Below are 18,324 nucleotides of genomic sequence, written 5' to 3'. Positions count from 1 at the left end.
CCTCTTGTGACCGTGACCGAGGACCAGCTCGACGTCGGTGTCGGACCGTGGCCCGGCGACCCGCCGGACGACCCGCGCTACGACCCCGAGCTGCTCGCCGCCGGCGACCGGCGCAACGTGGTCGACCGCTACCGGTACTGGCGGCGCGAGGCCGTCGTCGCCGACCTGGACGAGCGCCGGCACGACTTCCACGTGGCGATCGAGAACTGGCAGCACGACTTCAACATCGGCACGGTGGTCCGCAACGCCAACGCCTTCCTCGCCGCCGAGGTGCACATCGTCGGGCTGCGCCGGTGGAACCGGCGCGGCGCCATGGTGACCGACCGCTACCAGCACGTCCGGCACCACCCGACGATCGAGGAGTTCGTCGACTGGGCCGCCGGGCGGGACCTGCCGGTGGTGGGCATCGACAACCTGCCCGGCTCCCGGCCGCTGGAGACCACCACCCTGCCCCGCCGTTGCGTGCTCCTCTTCGGCCAGGAGGGACCGGGCCTGTCCGACCCGGCCCGCGACGCCTGTGACCAGCTCTTCTCCATCGCCCAGTACGGCTCGACCCGGTCGATCAACGCCGGCGTGGCCAGCGGCATCGCCATGCACGCCTGGATCCGGGCGCACGCCGGCCCGCCGCCCGGCTGAGGTCGCCCGGGGCTCGCCGAAGGGAAACGGCCGCTCCGCTTGACGGGCCGCTGGCCGGGGGCCACGGTGGGGATGTGAGTGTCGTGGTGAGTTGTCCGAGGTGCGCCGGCCAGGTCCGGCTCCCCGACCTGATGCACCCCGAGTCGCGGTGCGCGCGGTGCGGCCCGGTCGCGCCGCTGCACGTACCCGAGCACATCGGAGCCGAGATCATGGCGAGCGTGGTCGACCGCGTCGTCGCCGACGAGAAGGCCGAGCGACCCCGGGTGCCGCTGTGGTGTCCGTGGCCGCTGCCGCAGGGTTGGACGGTCACCGGGGTCGGCTGGGCCGGGGACGACGCCTCCGGCGTACGGGCCACGGCGGTGGGCTGCGCCGGGCCGGCGCCGCTGGGCGGGGGGCCGGCCGAACTGCTGCTGGTGGCCGAGGAGCCGGGCGTCGGGCTGGGCGCCCGCTTCGCCGGGGTGTCCGGGCCGGATCCGGGGCCCGAACTCGCGGCGGCGCTCACCGGCCCCGGCCCGGGGCCGGGCCACCCGGAGCACGTCGAGCCGGCCCGGATCAAGGTCGGTGGCCACCCCACTCCACTGTGGCTGGTCCATTCGGCGGCGGATCGAAGCGCGTACGCGGGCGAGGCTCGGGGAATGTGGCTACATGCGATAGCCTGGCCGGCGAGCGCGGGTCACCTCCTCGCGGAAGACGTCGTCCTGCACGACCTTTCCGAGTGGACACCGCCCGAGCTCGTGTACGGCGCTCCGTCACCCAACCTGCACGGCAGGGCATGACCGCCCTGACGGACTTGTCAGGGAGCGGACGCAGATATTCACTGTACGACACCATACTGATACTCTGGGTGCCGCTGCGGTAAACGGACCCGGCCCCGCGCGAGAGGATGGCCCGCTATGGTCAAGAAGGTCCTCACCTGGGCCGGCGTCGCATTCTTGATCTTCTTCGTCGCCTACCGGCCGAACTCCGCCGCGGACGTCTTCAAGTCGCTCGGCGGCGGCATCATGGACATCGCCCAGGGCTTCGGCGACTTCTTCACCAGCCTCGTCGCCTGACCGCCCATGGGCAGCCCCTCCGGACCCCCCTTCGATCCCGACGACCCCGACCGGGAGCGCCGGGAGCGGGACACCGAGCCGATCCCGCGGTTCCGTCCCGACGACGGTCCGGGTTACGGCTCCGGCCCGGGCCTCTCCGACGGTCCGTCCCTTTCGGACGACATCGGCTACGGCGACGGGCCCGGATACGCCGGTGAGGGCCGCTCCGGGCGGACCTGGGCGCGCGATCCGGAGGCCGGCTACCAGCAGGCCACCATCTCCGAGGAGGAGCTGGCCGGGCTGCGGGTGGACGCCTCCGGCATGCCGATGGGTCCCCGGCGGGTGCTGCCCCTGGAGGACGAGCCCAGCTCGCTGGTCGCCCGCTACCTCTTCCCCACCGAGCGCTACCGGGGCGAGTGGAAGCGGCACTGGATCCACCTCGCCACTCCGATCGTCGTCGGCATCGCCGCGACCTTCATCCTCGGCTACCTCTCCGGCTTCCTCGCCGGGCAGGACGTCGGCGCCCTCACCACCGTCGCGGTGCTGCTCTGGTTCGCGGTGATGGGCTGGGTCGCCTGGCGGGTCGCCGACTGGTGGTACGACCGCTTCATCCTCACCAACAAACGGGTCATGGTCGTCAACGGCATCATCACCCGCCGGGTCGCCATGATGCCGCTGGTCCGGGTCACCGACATGAAGTACGAGCAGAGCCCGACCGGCCGCGCGCTCAACTACGGCACCTTCGTGCTGGAGTCCGCGGGCCAGGAGCAGGCGCTGCGGGAGATCAAGAACCTGCCGAACCCGAACGAGCTCTACCTGCGTGTGGTCGAGGAGATGTACGAGCCGCAGGCGGTCGAGGCGCGGCTGGGCAAGGAGGCCGACGAGGCCAAGGCCGACGACGGCGCCTGAAGCTTTTCGTCCGTTCATCGGAGGAACTGCGAACCTTTCGCCGTCGACCCCGCCGCCTCGGCCATGGCACCCTGCCTGCAGGGGCGGGGTGCGGAGGTGACGCGTGGCCGAGCGGGATCTGCTCGAGGAGGAGTTCCGCGACTTCGTCGCGGCGCGCTCCAGCGCCCTGCTGCGCACCGCGTACCTGCTGGCGGGGGACTGGGCCACCGCCGAGGACCTGCTCCAGACCGCACTGACCAAGACGTACCTGGCCTGCAAGCGGCTCGGCGGGATCGAGGCGATCGAGCCGTACGCCCGGCGGGTCATGGTCAACACCTCGACCAGTTGGTGGCGGCGGCGCTGGCACGGTGAACGCCCCACCGAGGTGCTGCCCGAGCGGGCCGGGGTCGACGAGATCGAGCAGCAGCTCGACCGGGACGTGCTCTGGCGGCACCTGACCGCGCTGCCCGCCCGGCAGCGGGCCGTGCTGGTCCTGCGCTTCTACGAGGACATGTCGGAGGCGCAGACCGCCGCGCTGCTGGAGATCTCGCCCGGCACGGTGAAGAGCCAGACCTCCCGCGCGCTGGCCACCCTGCGCCGTCGACTCGGCGAGGAGGCGGCACGGGAACTGCCGGAGACGGCGACCCCGACCGTGGGGCGGCCCGCGTCGTCCGGGGCGGCTGCGGTCGTACCCCCGGAACCGGCCGGCCCACGGCGTGCCCCGCGGACCGGGCGGCCGGGGCGGACGGCCGGGAGCGGCGCGACCACCCCGTCGCCCCGCCCGGCCGAGGCCCGCGGTGCCGGCCGGGACGTGCCCGCCGGAGCGGATGGGCGGCCCGAACTGCCCGTGCCCGGTGCCGTCCGCCCCCGGGCGGCCGTCCCGGCGGAGACCCGGTGAAGCGGACCCCGGCCGCGCGGGACAACCAGACCGGCGGCCCGGAGCGTCCAATGGCTGTGACGCAGGACGACCTGGAGCGGGCGCTGCGGGAGACCTTCTCCCGCCGGGTCGCCGTGCCTCCGCCGTTGGCCGCCGATCCGGCGGGGCTGGCCATCGGCCGGGCCCGGCGGGTCCGTCACCGGCGGACGCTGACCGGGCTGTCGCTGGCCGCGGTCGCCACGGCGGCGGTGACCGCCGGGATGGCGCAGCTCGAGGGCCACCCCGGCCGTTCCACCACACCCACCGTGGTGCTCGGCGACCCGCGCGGTGGCGCCACCGCGCCCGCCTGGCCGGTCGCCCCCGATCCACCGGCCCCGCGCGCCGAGGGAGAGGTCGAACTCATCGTCGGCGGTGCGCTGGTCACCGCCGAGGGAAAGCGGTACGACCTGGGCATCGGCCCGGTCGAACGGGCCCAGCGGCTGCCCGAGCACGGCGGCTGGCTGGTGGTGGGGGCACCCACGCCGGCCGGACGCACCCTCTGGGTCGTGCCGTCCGGCGACGCCCCGCAGGTGCTGCTGGCCGGCGCCGAGGCGGTCGTGCTGAGCCCGGACGGCCGGCAGGTGGCCTGGCGGGACGGCGACGGGCTCTTCGCGGCCGGCCTGGTCGCCAACCGGCTCCTCGCCACCGCCGGTACGACCGCCGCGCACGGCGCCACGCCGGTCCGCTTCGTCGGCGACCGCGTCCTGGTGCGCTCCCGCACCGGCGGCCACCTGCTGTGGCGGCCCGCCGCGGGTCCGCTGCCCGACGGCGACCGCCGGGTCCTCGACGTCTACGGCGCGCTGCCCGACGGTCGGCCCATCGGCCGGGTGCCCGCCGACGGGAACCCGGGCCGGTCCTGCCTGGCGGTGCTCGACCCGGCCGATCTCGCGCCCACCGCCACCGGCTGCGCGGCTCCGCTGGCCGGGGACGGCCTCGGCGCTGTCTCCCCCGACGGTCGGTGGCTGCTGGTCAACGGCCGTACCGGCGGGACCGACGGCGCGCTCCTGGTCGACCTCACCGGCCCGGAACCCGGCCACGCCGCCCGGGCCGCCGGCCCGACGATCAGCGGCGAGGTGGCGTGGAACGGCGCCACGATGGCCGCGTACGTCGACCGGGGCGGGGCGCTGGCGCGGATCGACCCCGACAAGGTCCTGGCCGGGGGCAGGGCCTCCACGACGATGCTGAGCGGGGTCACCCCAGGCGAGCGCCCGGTCGTGGTGGCCGGCGCCTCCTGACGGCCGGGCGGTAGCGTCGGAGCGTGATCTCGCGTCCGGCGATCGACCTGCACACCCACTCCACCGCCAGCGACGGCACGCTGAGCCCGGCCGAGCTGGTCCGCGCCGCCGCCGACGCCGGGCTGGACGTCGTCGCCATCACCGACCACGACACCACCGCCGGCTGGGACGCCGCCGTGCGGGCGCTGCCGCCCGGCCTGACCCTGATCCGCGGCGCGGAGATCTCCTGCCGGTGGCACGGGGTGGAGCCGGCCGTCCCGCTGCACCTGCTCGCGTACCTCTTCGACCCGGACCACCCGGAGCTCGTCGCCGAGCTGGCCCGGGTGCGGCTCGCCCGCGAGGTGCGCGGCGAGCGGATCGTCGAGCTGCTGCGCGCCGACGGGGTCGACATCAGCTGGCCGGAGATCATGGCCGCGGCCGGCGGCGGAACGGTCGGCCGGCCGCACATCGCCGCGGCGCTCATCCGGGCCGGCCTGGTCGCCACCACGACCGAGGCGTTCGGGGTGGACTGGCTGGGCGAGCGCTACCGGCTGCCGAAGGAGGACGTGGACGTGTTCCGGGCGGTCGAGCTGATCCGGGCCGCCGGGGGCGCACCGGTCTTCGCGCACCCGCGGGCGACCCGGCGGGGCCGGATCGTGCCGGACGAGCTGATCGTCGAGCTGGCCGCGGCCGGGCTGGCCGGACTGGAGGCCGACCACGAGGACCATTCCCCGGCCGAGGTCGCGCACGTGCGCGCGCTCGCCGCCGAGCTGGGCCTGCTGGTGACCGGCTCGTCGGACTTCCACGGCACGCACAAGACCGTCCGGCTGGGCGCGCACACCACCGCCCCCGAGGCGTACGAGCGGATCGTCGCGGCGGCCTCCGGAGTGACCGGGGTCGCTTCCGGCTGATCCCCGTTGCCGTCCACAGCGGCCCGACTACGGTTAGCCGGTGGATCTCAAGCTCTTCGGTGAGGTCTTCGTGACCCTGCTGGTAATCGTCGACCCGCCGGGCATGATGCCCATCTTCCTCGCCCTGACCGGGCCGCTGGCCGCGCGAGACCGTAACCGGGCCGCCTGGCAGGCGGTCGCGTTGGCGCTCGGCGTGATCGTGATCTTCGCGGTGGCCGGTCAGACGCTCCTCGACTACCTGCACGTGGACCTGCCGGCGTTGCAGGCGGCCGGCGGCCTGCTGCTGGTGCTGGTCGCGCTGGAGCTGCTGACCGGTAAGGCCGACGACCCCAGCCAGCAGGTCACCTCCAACATCGCGCTGGTGCCGCTGGGCACCCCGCTGCTGGCCGGTCCGGGTGCCATCGTGGCCACCATGCTCTTCGTGCAGCAGGCCGACGGGCTCGGCGACCACTCCGCGATCGCCGCCGCGATCGTCGCCGTGATGATCACCGTCTGGGTCGTGCTGCGCTTCTCCGGCGGCATCGTCAAGATCCTGCGCCCGGGCGGCATCGAGGTGCTGACCCGGATCGCCGGGCTGCTGCTGGCCGCCATCGCCGTGCAGCTCATCGCCGACGCGGTCGCCGCGTTCGTCACCCAGTACGTGAACATGGCCTGACCCGGCCGGGCCCCGCCGGCGATGCGGGCGGGGCGGTGTCGCACCCGGGTGGCAGGATCGGACCCGTGCGACGAGCCTCCTCCGCCGGACGATCCGCGGGCACCCCCCGACCCCGAGCCGAGCAGGCCGAGCAGCTGGGCTTCGAGGGCATGCCGGAGCGGCTCTTCGTCTGCACCCCCAGCAAGCTCGGCGCGTACGAGGACTGCCCCCGCCGCTACCGCTACTCCTACGTCGACCGGCCCGCCCCGCCCAAGGGGCCGCCGTGGGCGCACAACTCGCTCGGCGCCAGCGTGCACACCGCCCTGAAGAACTGGTACGCGCTCACCCCGGAGCGACGCCGGCCGGAGGCGCTGGCCGGGCTGCTCAAGGGCACCTGGGTGCGCGAGGGCTACCGCGACGACGAGCAGGAGCGGCAGGCCTACCGGCGGGCGCTCGGCTGGCTGGAGGCGTACGTCGAGACGCTGGAGCCGGGCGCCGACCCGCTCGGCGTGGAGCGGGTGGTCGCGGTCCGCACGGCGGTGCTGGCCTTCAACGGCCGCGCCGACCGGATCGACTCCCGGCCCGGGCCGGACGGTCCCGAGCTGGTCATCGTCGACTACAAGACCGGCCGCACCGGGCTGGACGCCGACGACGCGCGGGGTTCGCAGGCGCTGGCGCTGTACGCGTACGCCGCCGAGCGGACGTTCCGCCGGCCGTGCCGCCGGGTGGAGCTGCACCACCTGCCCACCGGGACGGTCGCCGCGCACGACCACACCACCGACTCGCTGGCCCGGCAGCTCACCCGGGCCGAGGACACCGCGCGCGACATCATGGCCGCCGAGCGGGCGGTCGCCGACGGGGCCGATCCCGACGAGGCGTTCCCGCCGGTGGCCGGGCCGCGCTGCGGCTGGTGCGACTACCGCCGCAGCTGCCCGGTGGGGGCGCAGGTGCCCGCCCGCGAGCCGTGGGCGGCGATGGACCGCCCGGCCGCAGCCGGCACCGACTCCTCTGCGGTTGCGGGCGGCGAGGGCTGAGGCGGGAGGGCCTGGCCACCAGCGGCACGGTGCCGCTGAGCGATGGCCGCCGGTCAGCGCCCTTTGTCACACCGGCCATGGCTGGTGGATGCCGAGCCGACCGCTCCGGGCGGCGGGCGGGAAGATGCCAGGGTAGGGCCGCACCCTCCGGGGTGACCGACCGAACCGGCACCGTCGGGGGATCAGGCCGCTGTCGCGGCGAGCCGGGCGGCCCGTTCCTTGGCCGCCTGCTGCATCGGGCCCTCGCGCCAGTCGCGGGGCAGCGCGGCCAGGGCGAGGCGCAGCGCGCGGACGCCCAGGTCGGCCGAGAGCGCGGTGGTGGGGAGCCCCAGGCCGCCGTACAGCCGCAGCGCCCAGGGCGGCAGCAGGCCGAGCGCGGTGCCGGCGATCCCCAGGTACGCCCAGCGGGGCGGCCCGAGGCTCAGGCCCAGCCGCGCCGGCAGGCTCAGCTTCCACGGGATCGGCGGCGCGGTCAGGAACAGGGCGGTCTCGGCCGCCTCCCTGGTCATCCGCAGCTCGGGCCGTACCGTCCGGTAGTACTCGGCGACCTCGGCGGCGCTGCCGGGCACCTCGGCCGGATCGAGCCCGACCAGCGCGGCGGCGCGCCGCTGCTCGGCGTAGTAGCCGTCCACCTCGGCGTCGGTCAGCGACAGCCCGGCCCGGCGAGCGGTGCTGACGAACGACTCGACCTCGGTGACGTGCACCCAGCGCAGCAGCGCCGGGTCGTCGATCCGGAACTCCTCGCCGGTCGACGGGTCGGTCGCGCGCATCCGGGCGTGCAGGCCGCGCAGCCGCCGGCTGGCCGCCTCCGCCTCGGCGGTGGTGCCGTAGATGACGGTGCCGACGTACGTGGCGGTGCGGACCAACCGGCCCCACGCGTCGGTGCGGTAGTTGCTGTTCTGCGCCACGCCGGCCATCGCCCGCGGATGCAGCGCCTGGAGGTAGAGAGAGCGCAGGCCGGCGACGATCAGGACCGGCTCGTCGTGCACCTTCCAGGTGACCGATCCCGGACCGAAGAGGCCGATGTCGTCGGAGTCCACCGCCCAAGAGTGCCACGGGACGCCCGGGTGCGACGGCTCGTCGGGTCACCACCGTCCGCCGGCGGCGACCTTGGCGAGCGGGGGTGCCGGGGCCCCGGTCAGGCGTCGGCGGAGCGGCGGGCCTGGCAGGTGGGGCAGAGCCCCCAGAAGGTCACTTCCGCCTCGTCGACCTCGAAGCCGTGGGCGGTGCTCGCGTCGAGGCAGGGGGCGTCACCGACGGCGCAGTCGATGTCGGCGATCTCGCCGCAGCCCCGGCACACCACGTGGTGGTGGTTGTCGCCGACCCGGGCCTCGTAGCGGGCGGGGCTGCCGGCCGGCTCGATCCGGCGGGACAGGCCGGCGCGGGAGAGCGCGCCGAGGACGTCGTACACCGCCTGGGTGGAGACCGAGTCGAGGCGTTCCCGTACCCGACGGGTGATCTCGTCGACCTCCAGGTGGCCGCCGGCGGCCAGCACGTCCAGGACGGCGAGGCGCGGCCGGGTGACCCGCAGGCCCCTCGACCGGAGCGACTCCTCACCACTGGACATGAGGCAATGACAGCACGGGGTCGCCGGGTCGACAAGCGAACCCTGCGGCACGTGGCCGCGGCCACAGCTCAACAACGGTATCGAAGCCGGTGAACCGCATCGGCCGACACCGCGTGTGTCCGATCGGGGGCGTGCTGCGACGGATGGACCGTCGTACGCTTTCGCGGCCAACCGCATCCATCGTCGGAGGTGTCGGTGTTCAAGGAGATCAACGGTCTGCCGGGCCACATCCTGGTGATCCACGCGGCGGTGGTGTTCGTTCCGCTGCTGGCACTGCTCGCCTCCGCGTACGGGCTGGTGCCCCGCTGGCGTCCCCGGCTCGCCTGGGCGGTGGCGATCCTCTCCGTGGTGACACCGGTGATCACCTGGGTGGCCACCGAGTCCGGCGAGGCGTTCGAGGAGTTCCTGGAGGGCAAGAACTACCCGCCCCAGCTGCTCGCCAAGATCGAGGAGCATTCCGAGTACGGCGAGACGACGTTCTGGCTCACCGTGGGACTCGCCGTGGCGGCCCTGGTGCTGCTGGCGCTGACCAGCGACCGGGTGCGTACCCCGCGCCTGCCCTCCTGGGTGAGCTGGCTGCTCACCGGCGTCATCGTGGTGCTGGGGGTGTTCGCGCTGATCTACGTCGTGCTGACCGGCGACACGGGCGCGCAGTCGGTCTGGGGCAACACCCTCTGACCGGTCGTCCGCCTCAGAAGAGCGCCCGGGAGCAGAGCAGGCAGAGCAGCACCAGCAACACCGCCCCGGCCACCGCGCCGACGGCGTAGGTGACCCGCTGCGCGCGCTGTTCCGCCGCGTCCATGGCTTCCATGTCCTGCGGCGGCAGCGCCCGCGGCGGCGTGGCCTGGAGGTGCACCGGCGGTCGCCATCCGGGCGGCGGCGGGGTGGTCGGCGGGGGACCGGCGTAGCCACGGTCGGGCCGGGCGGTCGCCTGCCCCGGGACCGGTGCCGGGGGTACGTCCGTCGGGGCGGCCCACGGTGACGGCGAGGTCGGCGCGGCGGGCGTGCCGGCATGCGCCACGCCGTTGGTCGTCGCCGTGGTGCCGGTCGCGGGCCCGGAGGGCAGCGAACCCGCTGCCGGGGTGCTGCCGAAGGTGGGCTCGCCGAGCGTCGCGCCGTCGGTGCCGGGAGTCGTCCGATCGGTGTCCGGTGCCGTCGGCTGGGCCTGCTCGGGCGGCCGTCGCCAGAACTCGTCCTCGGAGCTGGCACCACTGGGCGTCGTCACGCCGTCCGACGCTACCAACGCGGCGAGCCCTCGGCCGCCCGACGCGGCGACGGGTCGGTGCCGGTGACTGGGGCGAGGCGGTGGCGACCCGGGACTGGGGTGGCTCGCAGCCGAGTTGCGGGAGGGCGCAGTCCCGGGTCAGGCTCGTCTGGTCGACGAGGCCGGGCGGCTGCGCACTCCTCGTCCTGGTCTACGTGTGGCCGCAAGGATCGGGCTGGGCTGGGATAGTGTTGCCGGTCGTGAGCATCGAGGATCCGGACGTGCGCGACGACGACCGCGCCGTCGATCTCAGCGAGGATTTCGTGGTGCTGCCCGAACAGACCGTGGACGACACCGACCACGGCTGGGGTGAGCGCATCGGCGGCAACGACGACTGGCTGCTCGCCGAGCGCCCGCCGCACTGGGACTGACCCACCCTTCTTCCATCATCGGGAGCCGTCGGGTCGGACGGGTGACCGCCGTCGCCGACTGGCGCCTCATGATCGGGTAGCAGTTTCCGAGGCTCGCGTCGGCGTGTCGCCTCGGAAATTGCTACCCGATCAAGAGCCCCTGCTGTCGACGGGCCTGGGAGACGCGATCGAGGCAGCCGCTGGTGGAGATCGCGGCAGCAGCCCAGCGCTCGTCCCGTCGGGCCTGGGCGCGGGGCGGGCGGCTGGGTCAGCCGCGTACCACGACGGCGAAGCGACTTCCCTCCGGTTGGCCGACGGCGCGTTGTGCCTGGTCCGGGCGGAGCGCCAGGTAGAGGGCCGAGGAACCGTCGGCGGCGTCGCCGCCCACCACGTCGAGCACCAGCGCTCCGGAGGCCACCAGTGCGGCCTCCACCGGCGTCCGGCCGGCCGGTACGACCAGCAGGTCGACCCGGGCTCCCGGCCGCAGCACGGCGAGCGCTGCGGGTTCGGCCAGCCGCACCGGTACGCCCACCGACCCGCTCGGCAGCGGCAGTGCGCCCCGCCGATCACCTCCGGTCGAGGGCCCTGCCCCCGGCAGACCGCCCTCGGTCGACGGCCCTGCGCCCGGCAGACCGCCTTCGGTCGACGGCCCCGCTCCCGGCAGACCACCTTCGGTCGACGGCCCGGCCCCCGGCACGCCTGAATTCGACGACTCCTCGCCCGACAGGTCCCCGGCTGATCCGGTCCCGTCCGCCGATGCGGCCAGTGTGCCTCCGGCGATCGCGCCGTCAGCCGAGGAGCCCGGCGGAGCCGGAGTGGGACAGCCGCCGGACGAGTCGAGGACGACCACCGCGAGGCCCAGCAGGGCGGCGACCAGCCCGAGGCGCAGCAGCGTGCCGCCGCCGGGCCGGCGGAGCCAGCGCACCGGGCGCAGGGAGTCCCTCCCGTCCGGGCCACCACCAGCCATGCCGCCCACCTCCCACCTCGCCGTCGGGCCGCCCCCGGAACCCAGCGCGTGCCTCGCCGTCGGGCCGCCTCCCGAGGGTCGTCGACCGCCCACCCTCGCCTCGCTGCCCGGCGCCATAGCGGCGCTCCGACAGCACGCTAGGCGGCAGGATCGGACGCCGGAGCGCCATGTGCACCGGCCTGTGGACAACCGGCAGGCCTGTGGACAACCCCCGAAGCGGCGCTCGACCTGCTAACGAAGGTCAGCCCGGACGGTGCGAGCTGTCCAACCCCCACGCCCGCCAGGCTGAGTCGTTTGCGTCATCAGCTCCACAGCGCCGTACAACCGGGTCGGCACGCCGGCCAGCTGTCCGCGCCCCAGGACCATGCCACCTCAGGAGAGCCAACCCCAGGCCCGCCGCCGGGGCCACCGGCCGGCGCCTGGTCAAGCGAGGACCGCGCACCATGCCGGGCGAGGGGAGCGCATACGCCAAACGCCCCCGCGGCCCAGACGGGGCGGCGGGGGCGGGGGCGTTCTAGATCAGGAGGAGGAGGTGCTGGCCGCGGCCTTGGCCGACCCGCCGTTGGACGAGCCCGACGAGCCGGACGAGCCCGACGTGCTGCCGCCGTTCGACGAGGCGGCCGACGACCCGCTGCCCGACGAGGAGCCGCTGTCCGACTTCGCCGGATTCGGGGTGGTGCTGCCGGTCTTGCTCTCCGAGCCGGAGGAGCGGGAGTCAGTGCGGTAGAAGCCGGAGCCCTTGAAGACGACACCAACCGAGTTGAAGACCTTGCGCAGCCGCCCCTCGCACGCGGGGCACTCGGTCAGCGGCTCGTCAGAGAAGGACTGCACCGCCTCGAGCTGGTGGCCACACGCGGTGCAGGCGTACTGGTACGTGGGCACGTTCTCCTCCGGATCTGGTACGGCCGGTTGGCACTCGACGGTTTCGAGTGCCAATGGTGCGTCATCGGGCCCGGGTTCGTCCAGCGGACGTGGGGGGATCGACACCGGGCGCGTCGGTCAGCGTACGCAGACCGCCCGACGGGGTGATTACGGCGTGCACCGGGCGGTCGTGCGGCTGGGCGGGCAGGGCCTCGACCAGCTCACCGTCGTGCAACAGCGCCACGATCAGGACTCTTCCCGGCACCCGGGCCAGCGCCCGGTCGTACGAGCCGCCGCCGCGACCCAGGCGCAGGCCACGGTGGTCCACCGCCAGCGCCGGCACCACCACCAGCTCCGCCTCGCCGATCGCCGCGCGGCCCAGCCGAGGGCCGGCCGGCTCCCGCATGCCGCGTCCGGCGGCCACCAGCGAGTCGGACCCGTCGTATGCCGCCCAGTCGAGGTCCAGGTCGTCGCGGAGCACCGGCAGCAGCAGCTCGGCCTGGCGGGGCAGCGCCGCGCGCAGCGCCTCCGGCAGCTCCGGGCCGCCCGGTTCGGAGCCGACCGGCACGTACCCGGTCATCCGGTGCGGGCGCAGCCGGCGTACCAGATCCACCAGCTCGGCCCGGACGCGCGCCGCGGCTTCGGCCCGCTGCGGCGCGGTCAGCGCCCGACGGTGGGCGAGCAGCGCGACCCGCGTCTCGCGTTTGGCCTCATGCGCTCCATCAGGAAATTCGGGCACGCAACACTCCCTTGCGCAAACCGCGTCTTCCGGTCGCTCTGTGTCAGCATCGCAGGAAAGGGCGCGGAACTTCCGGGGGGAAGCTTGACGCTACGCGGGCGGTTGACGGCGGCCTTCCTCGCGGTGGTGCTCGGCCCGGTGCTGCTCGGAGCGGTCTTCGTCGGCACCACCCTCGCGGCCGTCGACCGCAGCCGCTCCACCGAACGGCTCGGGCTCGCCGCCTCGACGGTGCGTACCTCGGTGGACGCCCTCTGCCAGCAACTCCGGGCCGCCGCCGACGCGGTGGCGCTGCGGACCGATCCCGCCGCCCGGGCCGGCGCCGCCACCCAGGTGGTCAGCCGGGGGCTGGCCGGCGCGGTTCTGGTCACCGACGTGGCCGGCACCACGACCTACGCCACCCCCGGTGCGCCCCCGACGCCCTGGCAGGACTGCTCCGGCGACCGGACCGCTGCCGGGCCGGTCCGGGCGCTCAGCGCCCGGGTGGACCTGCGCGACCCGGCCGGCCTCGCGCTCGGCACCGTCGCCGCCGCCCAGGTGGTCGACCCGGCGTTCGTCGCCCGCCTGGCCGCCGCCACCGGCGTGGCGGTCACCCTGCTCGACGGCCCCGCCGCCCCCGACCGGGTCACCCACACCACCGAGTCCAACCGGGTACGCGAGGCGGTGCTCGCCGCCGCGAGCACCGTCGACGGCGACCGGGTCACCGAGACCCCCGACGGCCGGTACGTGCGCCGCCTCGGCCCGAGCCCCGGACAGCCGCTGCCGCTGGTCCTCTCCGTCCCGGGCGAGCAGCCGGCCGGGCTGCCCGCCGTGCTGGTCGGCGCGGTGCTCCTCGCCGCCGTGCTGGCGGTGCTGGCCGCCTGGCGGCTGGCCCGGGTGACCACCCGGCCGCTGGTCGAGCTGGCCGGCGCGGTGGACCGGGTGGCCCGTGGCGACCTGACCGCGCGGGTGCCGGTGCGCAGTCGGGACGAGATCGGCCGGCTGGCCGGCGCGTTCAACCGGATGACCCGAGAGACGGCCAGCTACGTGGCGGCGCTGACCAGCAGCCGGGACCAGTTGCGGGGGCACCTGGCGGTGCTCGGCGACACCCTGGCCAGCACCCACGACCTGCAACGCATCCTGCGGGTGATCCTGCACAGCGCGCTCGCGGCGACCGGGGCGCGGGCCGGAGCGGTGCTGCTGCTCGACCCGGACGGCGTGCTGGTGGGTCAGTGCGCCGAGGGGCTGGACGGCCGGATGCCGGACGCCGAGCCGCTGCGGGTGCCGGTCGGCACCGGGGTGATCGGAGCGGTCGCCGCCACCGGGGAGCCGCAGCGCGGCCGGTTCGAGCCGGCCGAGGCGCCGGCGGGGGAGCCGTGCTGCGAGACGTACGTGGCGGTGCCCTTCACCGCGCCCGGCGGCGCCGAATCGGCGGGCCGGGAGCCAGCGGTCGGGGTGCTGGCCCTCTACGACCGGCTGGGCGGCGTGGAGTTCGACGACGACGACCTGGCCACCCTGCGCACCTTCGCCGGCCACGCGGCGGTCGCGGTGGAGAACGTCCGGGTGCACGAGGAGGCGCAACGGCTCTCGCTGACCGACCCGCTGACCGGGCTGTGGAACTACCGCTACCTGCGCGAGTCGCTGCGCCGCGAGGTGGAGCGGGCCAGCCGGTTCGGGCGGATGCTCAGCATCCTCGCCTTGGACGTGGACCGGTTCAAGCGGGTCAACGACACGTACGGGCACACCGCCGGGGACGTCGTGCTCGCCGAGTTCGCCCGCCGGGTACGCGGCGAGATCCGCGAGGTCGACCTGGCGTTCCGGCAGGGCGGCGAGGAGTTCGTGGTGCTGCTCCCGGAGACCGACGCCCGGGGTGCGGCGATCGTCGCCGAGCGGTTGGGCGCGGCCGTGCGGGACACCCCGATCGTGGTGGACGAGCACGTGGCGATCACGGTGACCGTCTCCATCGGCATCGCCGTCTTCCCCGACCACGCGGGCACCGGCCAGCAGGTGCTCGACGCCGCCGACGAGGCCTTGTACGCGGCCAAGGCCGCCGGACGGGACGGTTACCGGGTGACCGGGCTGCGCCCCGACGCGGTGACCGAGGAGATCCCGGTGCCGGCCGGCTCGGTCAGCCCGGACGACGAGCTGCCGCGCGCCGGGCCGGCGGCCACCAGGGCGGCGGAGGGTTCGAGCCGGCAGGCCGCCGGAGTCCCGGCACCCGCTCCGGGTGTGACACAGCCCGTTACGGGCGGCGCGTCTTCCGGTCCTCACCCGCCGCGGCAGAGCCGTGGCCGATAGTCTCGCGACATGTCGGAGCACTCAGCGAACCCCTCGACGGCCGCCGCGACCGGTCGTCCCCGTGCCGTCAAGGCCGTCATCCCGGCCGCCGGCCTGGCCACCCGGTTCCTGCCGGCGACGAAGGCGGTGCCCAAGGAACTGCTGCCGGTGGTCGACCGTCCGGTCCTGCAGTACATCGTCGAGGAGGCCGCCCAGGCGGGGCTCACCGACGTACTGCTGATCACCGGGCGCAACAAGACCGCCATGGTGGACCACTTCGACCGCCGGCCCGACCTGGAGGAACGGCTGGCGAAGAAGCCGGAACTGCTGGCCGCCGTACAGCGGACCACCGAGCTGGCCGAGATCCACACTCGCCGCCAGCCGGAGCAGCTCGGCCTCGGCCACGCCGTCGGGTACGCCGCGTCGCACGTCGGCGACCAGCCCTTCGCGGTGCTGCTCGGCGACGAGTTCGTCAAGCTCGACCAGCCGCTGCTGCCGGCCATGCTGGAGCTCCAGGCGCGCACCGGCGGTGTGGTGCTGGCCTTCTTCGAGGTGGATCCGGCCGAGACCAGCCGGTACGGCATCGCCTCGGTCGAGCCGGCCGAGTCGGAGCTGACCGACATCGGCGAGGTGGTCAAGGTGACCGGCATGGTGGAGAAGCCGAAGCCGGAGGACGCGCCGAGCAACCTCGCCGTCCTCGGCCGGTACGTGCTGCCGGGCCGGATCTTCGACGCGATCCGCCGCACCGAGCCGGGCAGCGGCGGCGAGATCCAGTTGACCGACGCGATGGAACTGCTGCGCAACGAGGGCGTGCCGGTGCACGCCATCGTCTACCGGGGCACCCGCTACGACACCGGCATGCCGCTGGGCTACCTCCAGACGGTGGTGCAGATCGCCGTCGAGCGCGAGGACATCGGCGGTGAGTTCCGCAAGTGGCTGGCCGAGTTCGTCAACTCCGACGCGTCGGGCGGTCCTAATACATGACAGCGACGGCCGACGCCGAGGCGGCCGCGAACGAGTTGACGCCGCTCGCCGACTACCTGGGCAGTGTGCTGCGCAGGTTGCGCGCGCTGCCTCCGCTCGACCTCGACCTCACCCAGGCGTACGGCAACGTCCTCGCCGAGGACGTCGTCGCGCCGCACTCGTTCCCCGCCTTCGACCAGGCGGCGGTGGACGGGTACGCGGCGCGCTGGGAGGACCTCGTCGGCTACGGCCCGGCCCCCTCCGGGGGGTCGGGCGGCCGTACCGTGCGGTTGAACGTGGTCGGCGACCTGGGCGCGGCGAGTTGGCGACCGGTCCGGCTCACCCCGGGCTCGTGCTTCTCGGTCGCCGCCGGGGCGCCGCTGCCGGTGGCCGCGGACGTGGTCGTCCCGGTCGAGTGGACCGACCAGGGCATGGCCGCGGTGGAGATCTTCCGGACCCCCAAGCGCGGGTACGGCGTCCGCCGCGCCGGTGAGGAACTACCCGCCGGCACCCTGCTCGCCCGCGCCGGCACGTACGTCTCGCCGGCGCTGGTCGCCGTCCTCGCCGCCACCGGGATCGGGCACGTGGTGGTCCGGCCCAGCCCCCGGGTGGTCATCGTGGCCACCGGCGACGAACTCGTCGACGTCGGCCGGGGCAGCCAGCCCGGCCAGGTGGTGGACGCCAACTCGCACGCGCTGACCGCCGCCGCGGCCGAGGTGGGTGCGCTGGCGTACCGGGTCGGCATCTGCGACGACGACCCGGAAGGGCTGCGCGGCCTGCTGGAGGACCAGACCCTGCGGGCCGACCTGATCATCACCACCGGCGGCACCGGCACCGGCCCCGGCGACATGGTCCGGCGGATCCTGTCCAGGAGGGAGGGTGGCCGGGCCGGACCGGTCACCTTCACCGAGGTGGCGCTCTATCCCGGCACCGCGCTCGGATTCGGTACCGTCGGCGCCGAGGAGGTGCCGGTGGTGTGTCTTCCCGGTGAACCCGGCTCGGCGCTGATCGGCTTCGAGGTGCTGGCCCGCCCGGCCATCAACCTGCTGGCCGGGGCGGAGCCGGTGTTCCGGCCGAGCGTCCGCGCGCACCTGCTGGAGACCATCACCTCCCCGGGCGGGCTGCGCGAGTTCCGCCCCGCGCACGTCGCCGAGCGACGCGGCGGGGGATACACGGTCCAGCCGCTGCCGGGTGGGCCGTACACCCTGTCCGGGCTGGCCGAGGCGAACGGGCTGATGGTGCTCGGCGAGCGGGTGACCACCGCCGCCGCCGGCTCCACCGTGGACGTACTCCTGCTGGACCGGCGCCGGTGAGTCTGTTCGGCTTCGGGCGGGCGCCGGGCTGGCCGGTGGTGCTGACCGACGGGCCGGTGGTGCTGCGGCCGTACCGGCGCTCGGACGCCGCCGCCTGGTCGGCGGTGCGCCGCGCCAACCAGGCCTGGCTGGCGCCGTGGGAGTCGCACCTGCCGGGCACCTGGGACGAGACCAACTCGCCGGCCGCGTTCCGCTACGTCCACAAGGACCAGCGACGCTCGGCGCGCACCGGCGAGGGGATGCCGTTCGCGGTCTGCCTCCGCGAGGAGGGCCGGGACCGGCTGGTCGGGCACCTCAACGTGGGCAGCATCGTCCGGCGGGCGTTCTGCTCCGGGTACGTCGGGTACTGGGTGGACTCCGCAGTGGCCGGTCGCGGGGTGATCCCGACCGCGATGGCGCTCGCCGTGGACCACGCCTTCGGGCCGGGCGGGCTGCACCGGGTCGAGGTGAACATCCGGCCGGAGAACCGGCCGTCCCGGCGGGTGGTGGAGAAGCTGGGCTTCCGCGAAGAGGCGTACCACGTACGCTACATGCACATCGACGGGGCGTGGCGCGACCACATCGGATACGCGATGACCAGCGAGGAGGTGGCCGCCGAAGGCGGTCTGCTGGCCCGCTGGCACCGGATCCGTGACCGCGAGGGGTGAGCCGTCCCACGGACGGGATCGGCGCGGCGCGCCGGCATCAGGGTCGACGGCCCGTAACCTCAAGTAACTGCAAGCTGTGGCAAGCGCTGCCCGCCCGTACGATCTGCGCCGTGGACGACCATCCGGGGAAGATCCT

At 74.7% G+C, this 18,324-nt stretch carries 21 protein-coding genes; 16 read left to right on the top strand and 5 right to left on the bottom strand.

Annotation, left to right across the window (positions count from 1 at the left end; genetic code table 11):
- Positions 1–12 precede the first annotated feature (12 nt).
- The 9 genes from GA0074696_RS29475 to GA0074696_RS29440 all read left to right on the top strand — a co-directional run bounded on the left by GA0074696_RS29475 (position 13) and on the right by GA0074696_RS29440 (position 7,264).
- Positions 13–636, top strand: coding sequence for a TrmH family RNA methyltransferase (locus tag GA0074696_RS29475; protein WP_088964887.1), 624 nt, complete (start codon positions 13–15; stop codon positions 634–636).
- Positions 637–710: 74 nt separating this feature from the next.
- Positions 711–1,412: a DUF6758 family protein gene (locus tag GA0074696_RS29470; RefSeq protein ID WP_331716524.1), complete on the top strand. Its 702-nt coding sequence runs from the start codon at positions 711–713 to the stop codon at positions 1,410–1,412.
- Between the two features lie 117 nt (positions 1,413–1,529).
- Positions 1,530–1,688: a hypothetical protein gene (locus tag GA0074696_RS31290; protein ID WP_170285364.1), complete on the top strand. Its 159-nt coding sequence runs from the start codon at positions 1,530–1,532 to the stop codon at positions 1,686–1,688.
- Between the two features lie 6 nt (positions 1,689–1,694).
- Entirely contained in the window at positions 1,695–2,576 is an 882-nt protein-coding gene (locus GA0074696_RS29465; protein WP_088964104.1) for a PH domain-containing protein, read from the top strand.
- 103 nt (positions 2,577–2,679) lie between these two features.
- Entirely contained in the window at positions 2,680–3,453 is a 774-nt protein-coding gene (locus GA0074696_RS29460) for a SigE family RNA polymerase sigma factor (RefSeq protein WP_088964103.1), read from the top strand.
- Between the two features lie 50 nt (positions 3,454–3,503).
- A complete protein-coding gene (locus GA0074696_RS29455) occupies positions 3,504–4,706 on the top strand; it encodes a hypothetical protein (protein ID WP_088964886.1) in 1,203 nt (400 codons plus the stop codon).
- Between the two features lie 26 nt (positions 4,707–4,732).
- Entirely contained in the window at positions 4,733–5,596 is an 864-nt protein-coding gene (locus tag GA0074696_RS29450) for a PHP domain-containing protein (RefSeq protein ID WP_088964885.1), read from the top strand.
- Positions 5,597–5,636: 40 nt separating this feature from the next.
- Complete coding sequence (locus tag GA0074696_RS29445) at positions 5,637–6,251, top strand: MarC family protein (RefSeq protein WP_088964102.1); 615 nt, start codon at positions 5,637–5,639, stop codon at positions 6,249–6,251.
- 149 nt (positions 6,252–6,400) lie between these two features.
- Positions 6,401–7,264 (top strand): RecB family exonuclease, encoded by an 864-nt coding sequence (locus GA0074696_RS29440; protein ID WP_407940628.1) that lies wholly within the window; start codon positions 6,401–6,403, stop codon positions 7,262–7,264.
- Positions 7,265–7,446: 182 nt separating this feature from the next.
- Here GA0074696_RS29440 and GA0074696_RS29435 read toward each other — a convergent pair whose 3' ends face one another.
- Entirely contained in the window at positions 7,447–8,304 is an 858-nt protein-coding gene (locus GA0074696_RS29435; protein ID WP_088964100.1) for an oxygenase MpaB family protein, read from the bottom strand.
- Positions 8,305–8,402: 98 nt separating this feature from the next.
- The gene (locus GA0074696_RS29430; RefSeq protein ID WP_088964099.1) at positions 8,403–8,831 is read right to left on the bottom strand and encodes a Fur family transcriptional regulator; all 429 of its coding nucleotides are present in this window, start codon (positions 8,829–8,831) and stop codon (positions 8,403–8,405) included.
- 195 nt (positions 8,832–9,026) lie between these two features.
- Here GA0074696_RS29430 and GA0074696_RS29425 point away from each other — a divergent pair, with 195 nt between their 5' ends.
- Positions 9,027–9,509, top strand: coding sequence for a DUF2231 domain-containing protein (locus GA0074696_RS29425; protein ID WP_088964098.1), 483 nt, complete (start codon positions 9,027–9,029; stop codon positions 9,507–9,509).
- 13 nt (positions 9,510–9,522) lie between these two features.
- On the opposite strand, the gene GA0074696_RS29420 is transcribed toward GA0074696_RS29425, so the two are convergent.
- A complete protein-coding gene (locus tag GA0074696_RS29420; protein WP_088964097.1) occupies positions 9,523–10,056 on the bottom strand; it encodes a hypothetical protein in 534 nt (177 codons plus the stop codon).
- A 230-nt stretch (positions 10,057–10,286) separates the two neighbouring features.
- On the opposite strand from GA0074696_RS29420, the gene GA0074696_RS31285 reads away from it, so the two are divergent.
- Entirely contained in the window at positions 10,287–10,466 is a 180-nt protein-coding gene (locus tag GA0074696_RS31285) for a hypothetical protein (RefSeq protein ID WP_407940627.1), read from the top strand.
- Positions 10,467–10,713: 247 nt separating this feature from the next.
- On the opposite strand, the gene GA0074696_RS32160 is transcribed toward GA0074696_RS31285, so the two are convergent.
- The gene (locus GA0074696_RS32160; RefSeq protein ID WP_231925193.1) at positions 10,714–11,412 is read right to left on the bottom strand and encodes a flagellar biosynthesis protein FlgA; all 699 of its coding nucleotides are present in this window, start codon (positions 11,410–11,412) and stop codon (positions 10,714–10,716) included.
- 532 nt (positions 11,413–11,944) lie between these two features.
- Here GA0074696_RS32160 and GA0074696_RS32155 point away from each other — a divergent pair.
- Entirely contained in the window at positions 11,945–12,139 is a 195-nt protein-coding gene (locus tag GA0074696_RS32155; protein ID WP_231925192.1) for a hypothetical protein, read from the top strand.
- A gap of 216 nt (positions 12,140–12,355) precedes the next feature.
- Here GA0074696_RS32155 and GA0074696_RS29400 read toward each other — a convergent pair whose 3' ends face one another.
- On the bottom strand, positions 12,356–13,012 hold the full coding sequence (locus GA0074696_RS29400; protein ID WP_088964884.1) for a 5-formyltetrahydrofolate cyclo-ligase: 657 nt from the start codon (positions 13,010–13,012) through the stop codon (positions 12,356–12,358).
- Between the two features lie 84 nt (positions 13,013–13,096).
- Here GA0074696_RS29400 and GA0074696_RS29395 point away from each other — a divergent pair, with 84 nt between their 5' ends.
- From GA0074696_RS29395 to GA0074696_RS29380, 4 genes are read left to right on the top strand one after another with little or no spacing between them, the layout of a single operon-like run.
- The gene (locus GA0074696_RS29395) at positions 13,097–15,286 is read left to right on the top strand and encodes a GGDEF domain-containing protein (RefSeq protein ID WP_172894501.1); all 2,190 of its coding nucleotides are present in this window, start codon (positions 13,097–13,099) and stop codon (positions 15,284–15,286) included.
- A 9-nt stretch (positions 15,287–15,295) separates the two neighbouring features.
- Positions 15,296–16,249 carry a UTP--glucose-1-phosphate uridylyltransferase gene (locus GA0074696_RS29390; RefSeq protein WP_088964094.1) on the top strand — a complete coding sequence of 318 codons (954 nt, stop codon included), beginning with the start codon at positions 15,296–15,298 and terminating at the stop codon, positions 16,247–16,249.
- On the top strand, positions 16,246–17,541 hold the full coding sequence (locus GA0074696_RS29385) for a molybdopterin molybdotransferase MoeA (RefSeq protein ID WP_088964093.1): 1,296 nt from the start codon (positions 16,246–16,248) through the stop codon (positions 17,539–17,541). Before GA0074696_RS29390 ends, GA0074696_RS29385 begins: the two co-directional genes overlap by 4 nt.
- Positions 17,538–18,188: a GNAT family N-acetyltransferase gene (locus GA0074696_RS29380; protein WP_088964092.1), complete on the top strand. Its 651-nt coding sequence runs from the start codon at positions 17,538–17,540 to the stop codon at positions 18,186–18,188. The genes GA0074696_RS29385 and GA0074696_RS29380 overlap by 4 nt, the downstream gene beginning before the upstream one ends.
- The last annotated feature ends 136 nt before the right edge of the window (positions 18,189–18,324 follow it).

Source organism: Micromonospora purpureochromogenes (genome assembly GCF_900091515.1).
Lineage (GTDB): Bacteria > Actinomycetota > Actinomycetes > Mycobacteriales > Micromonosporaceae > Micromonospora > Micromonospora purpureochromogenes.
The sequence above is the reverse complement of the archived record's forward strand: the minus strand, read 5'-3'. Positions and strand labels throughout refer to the sequence as shown.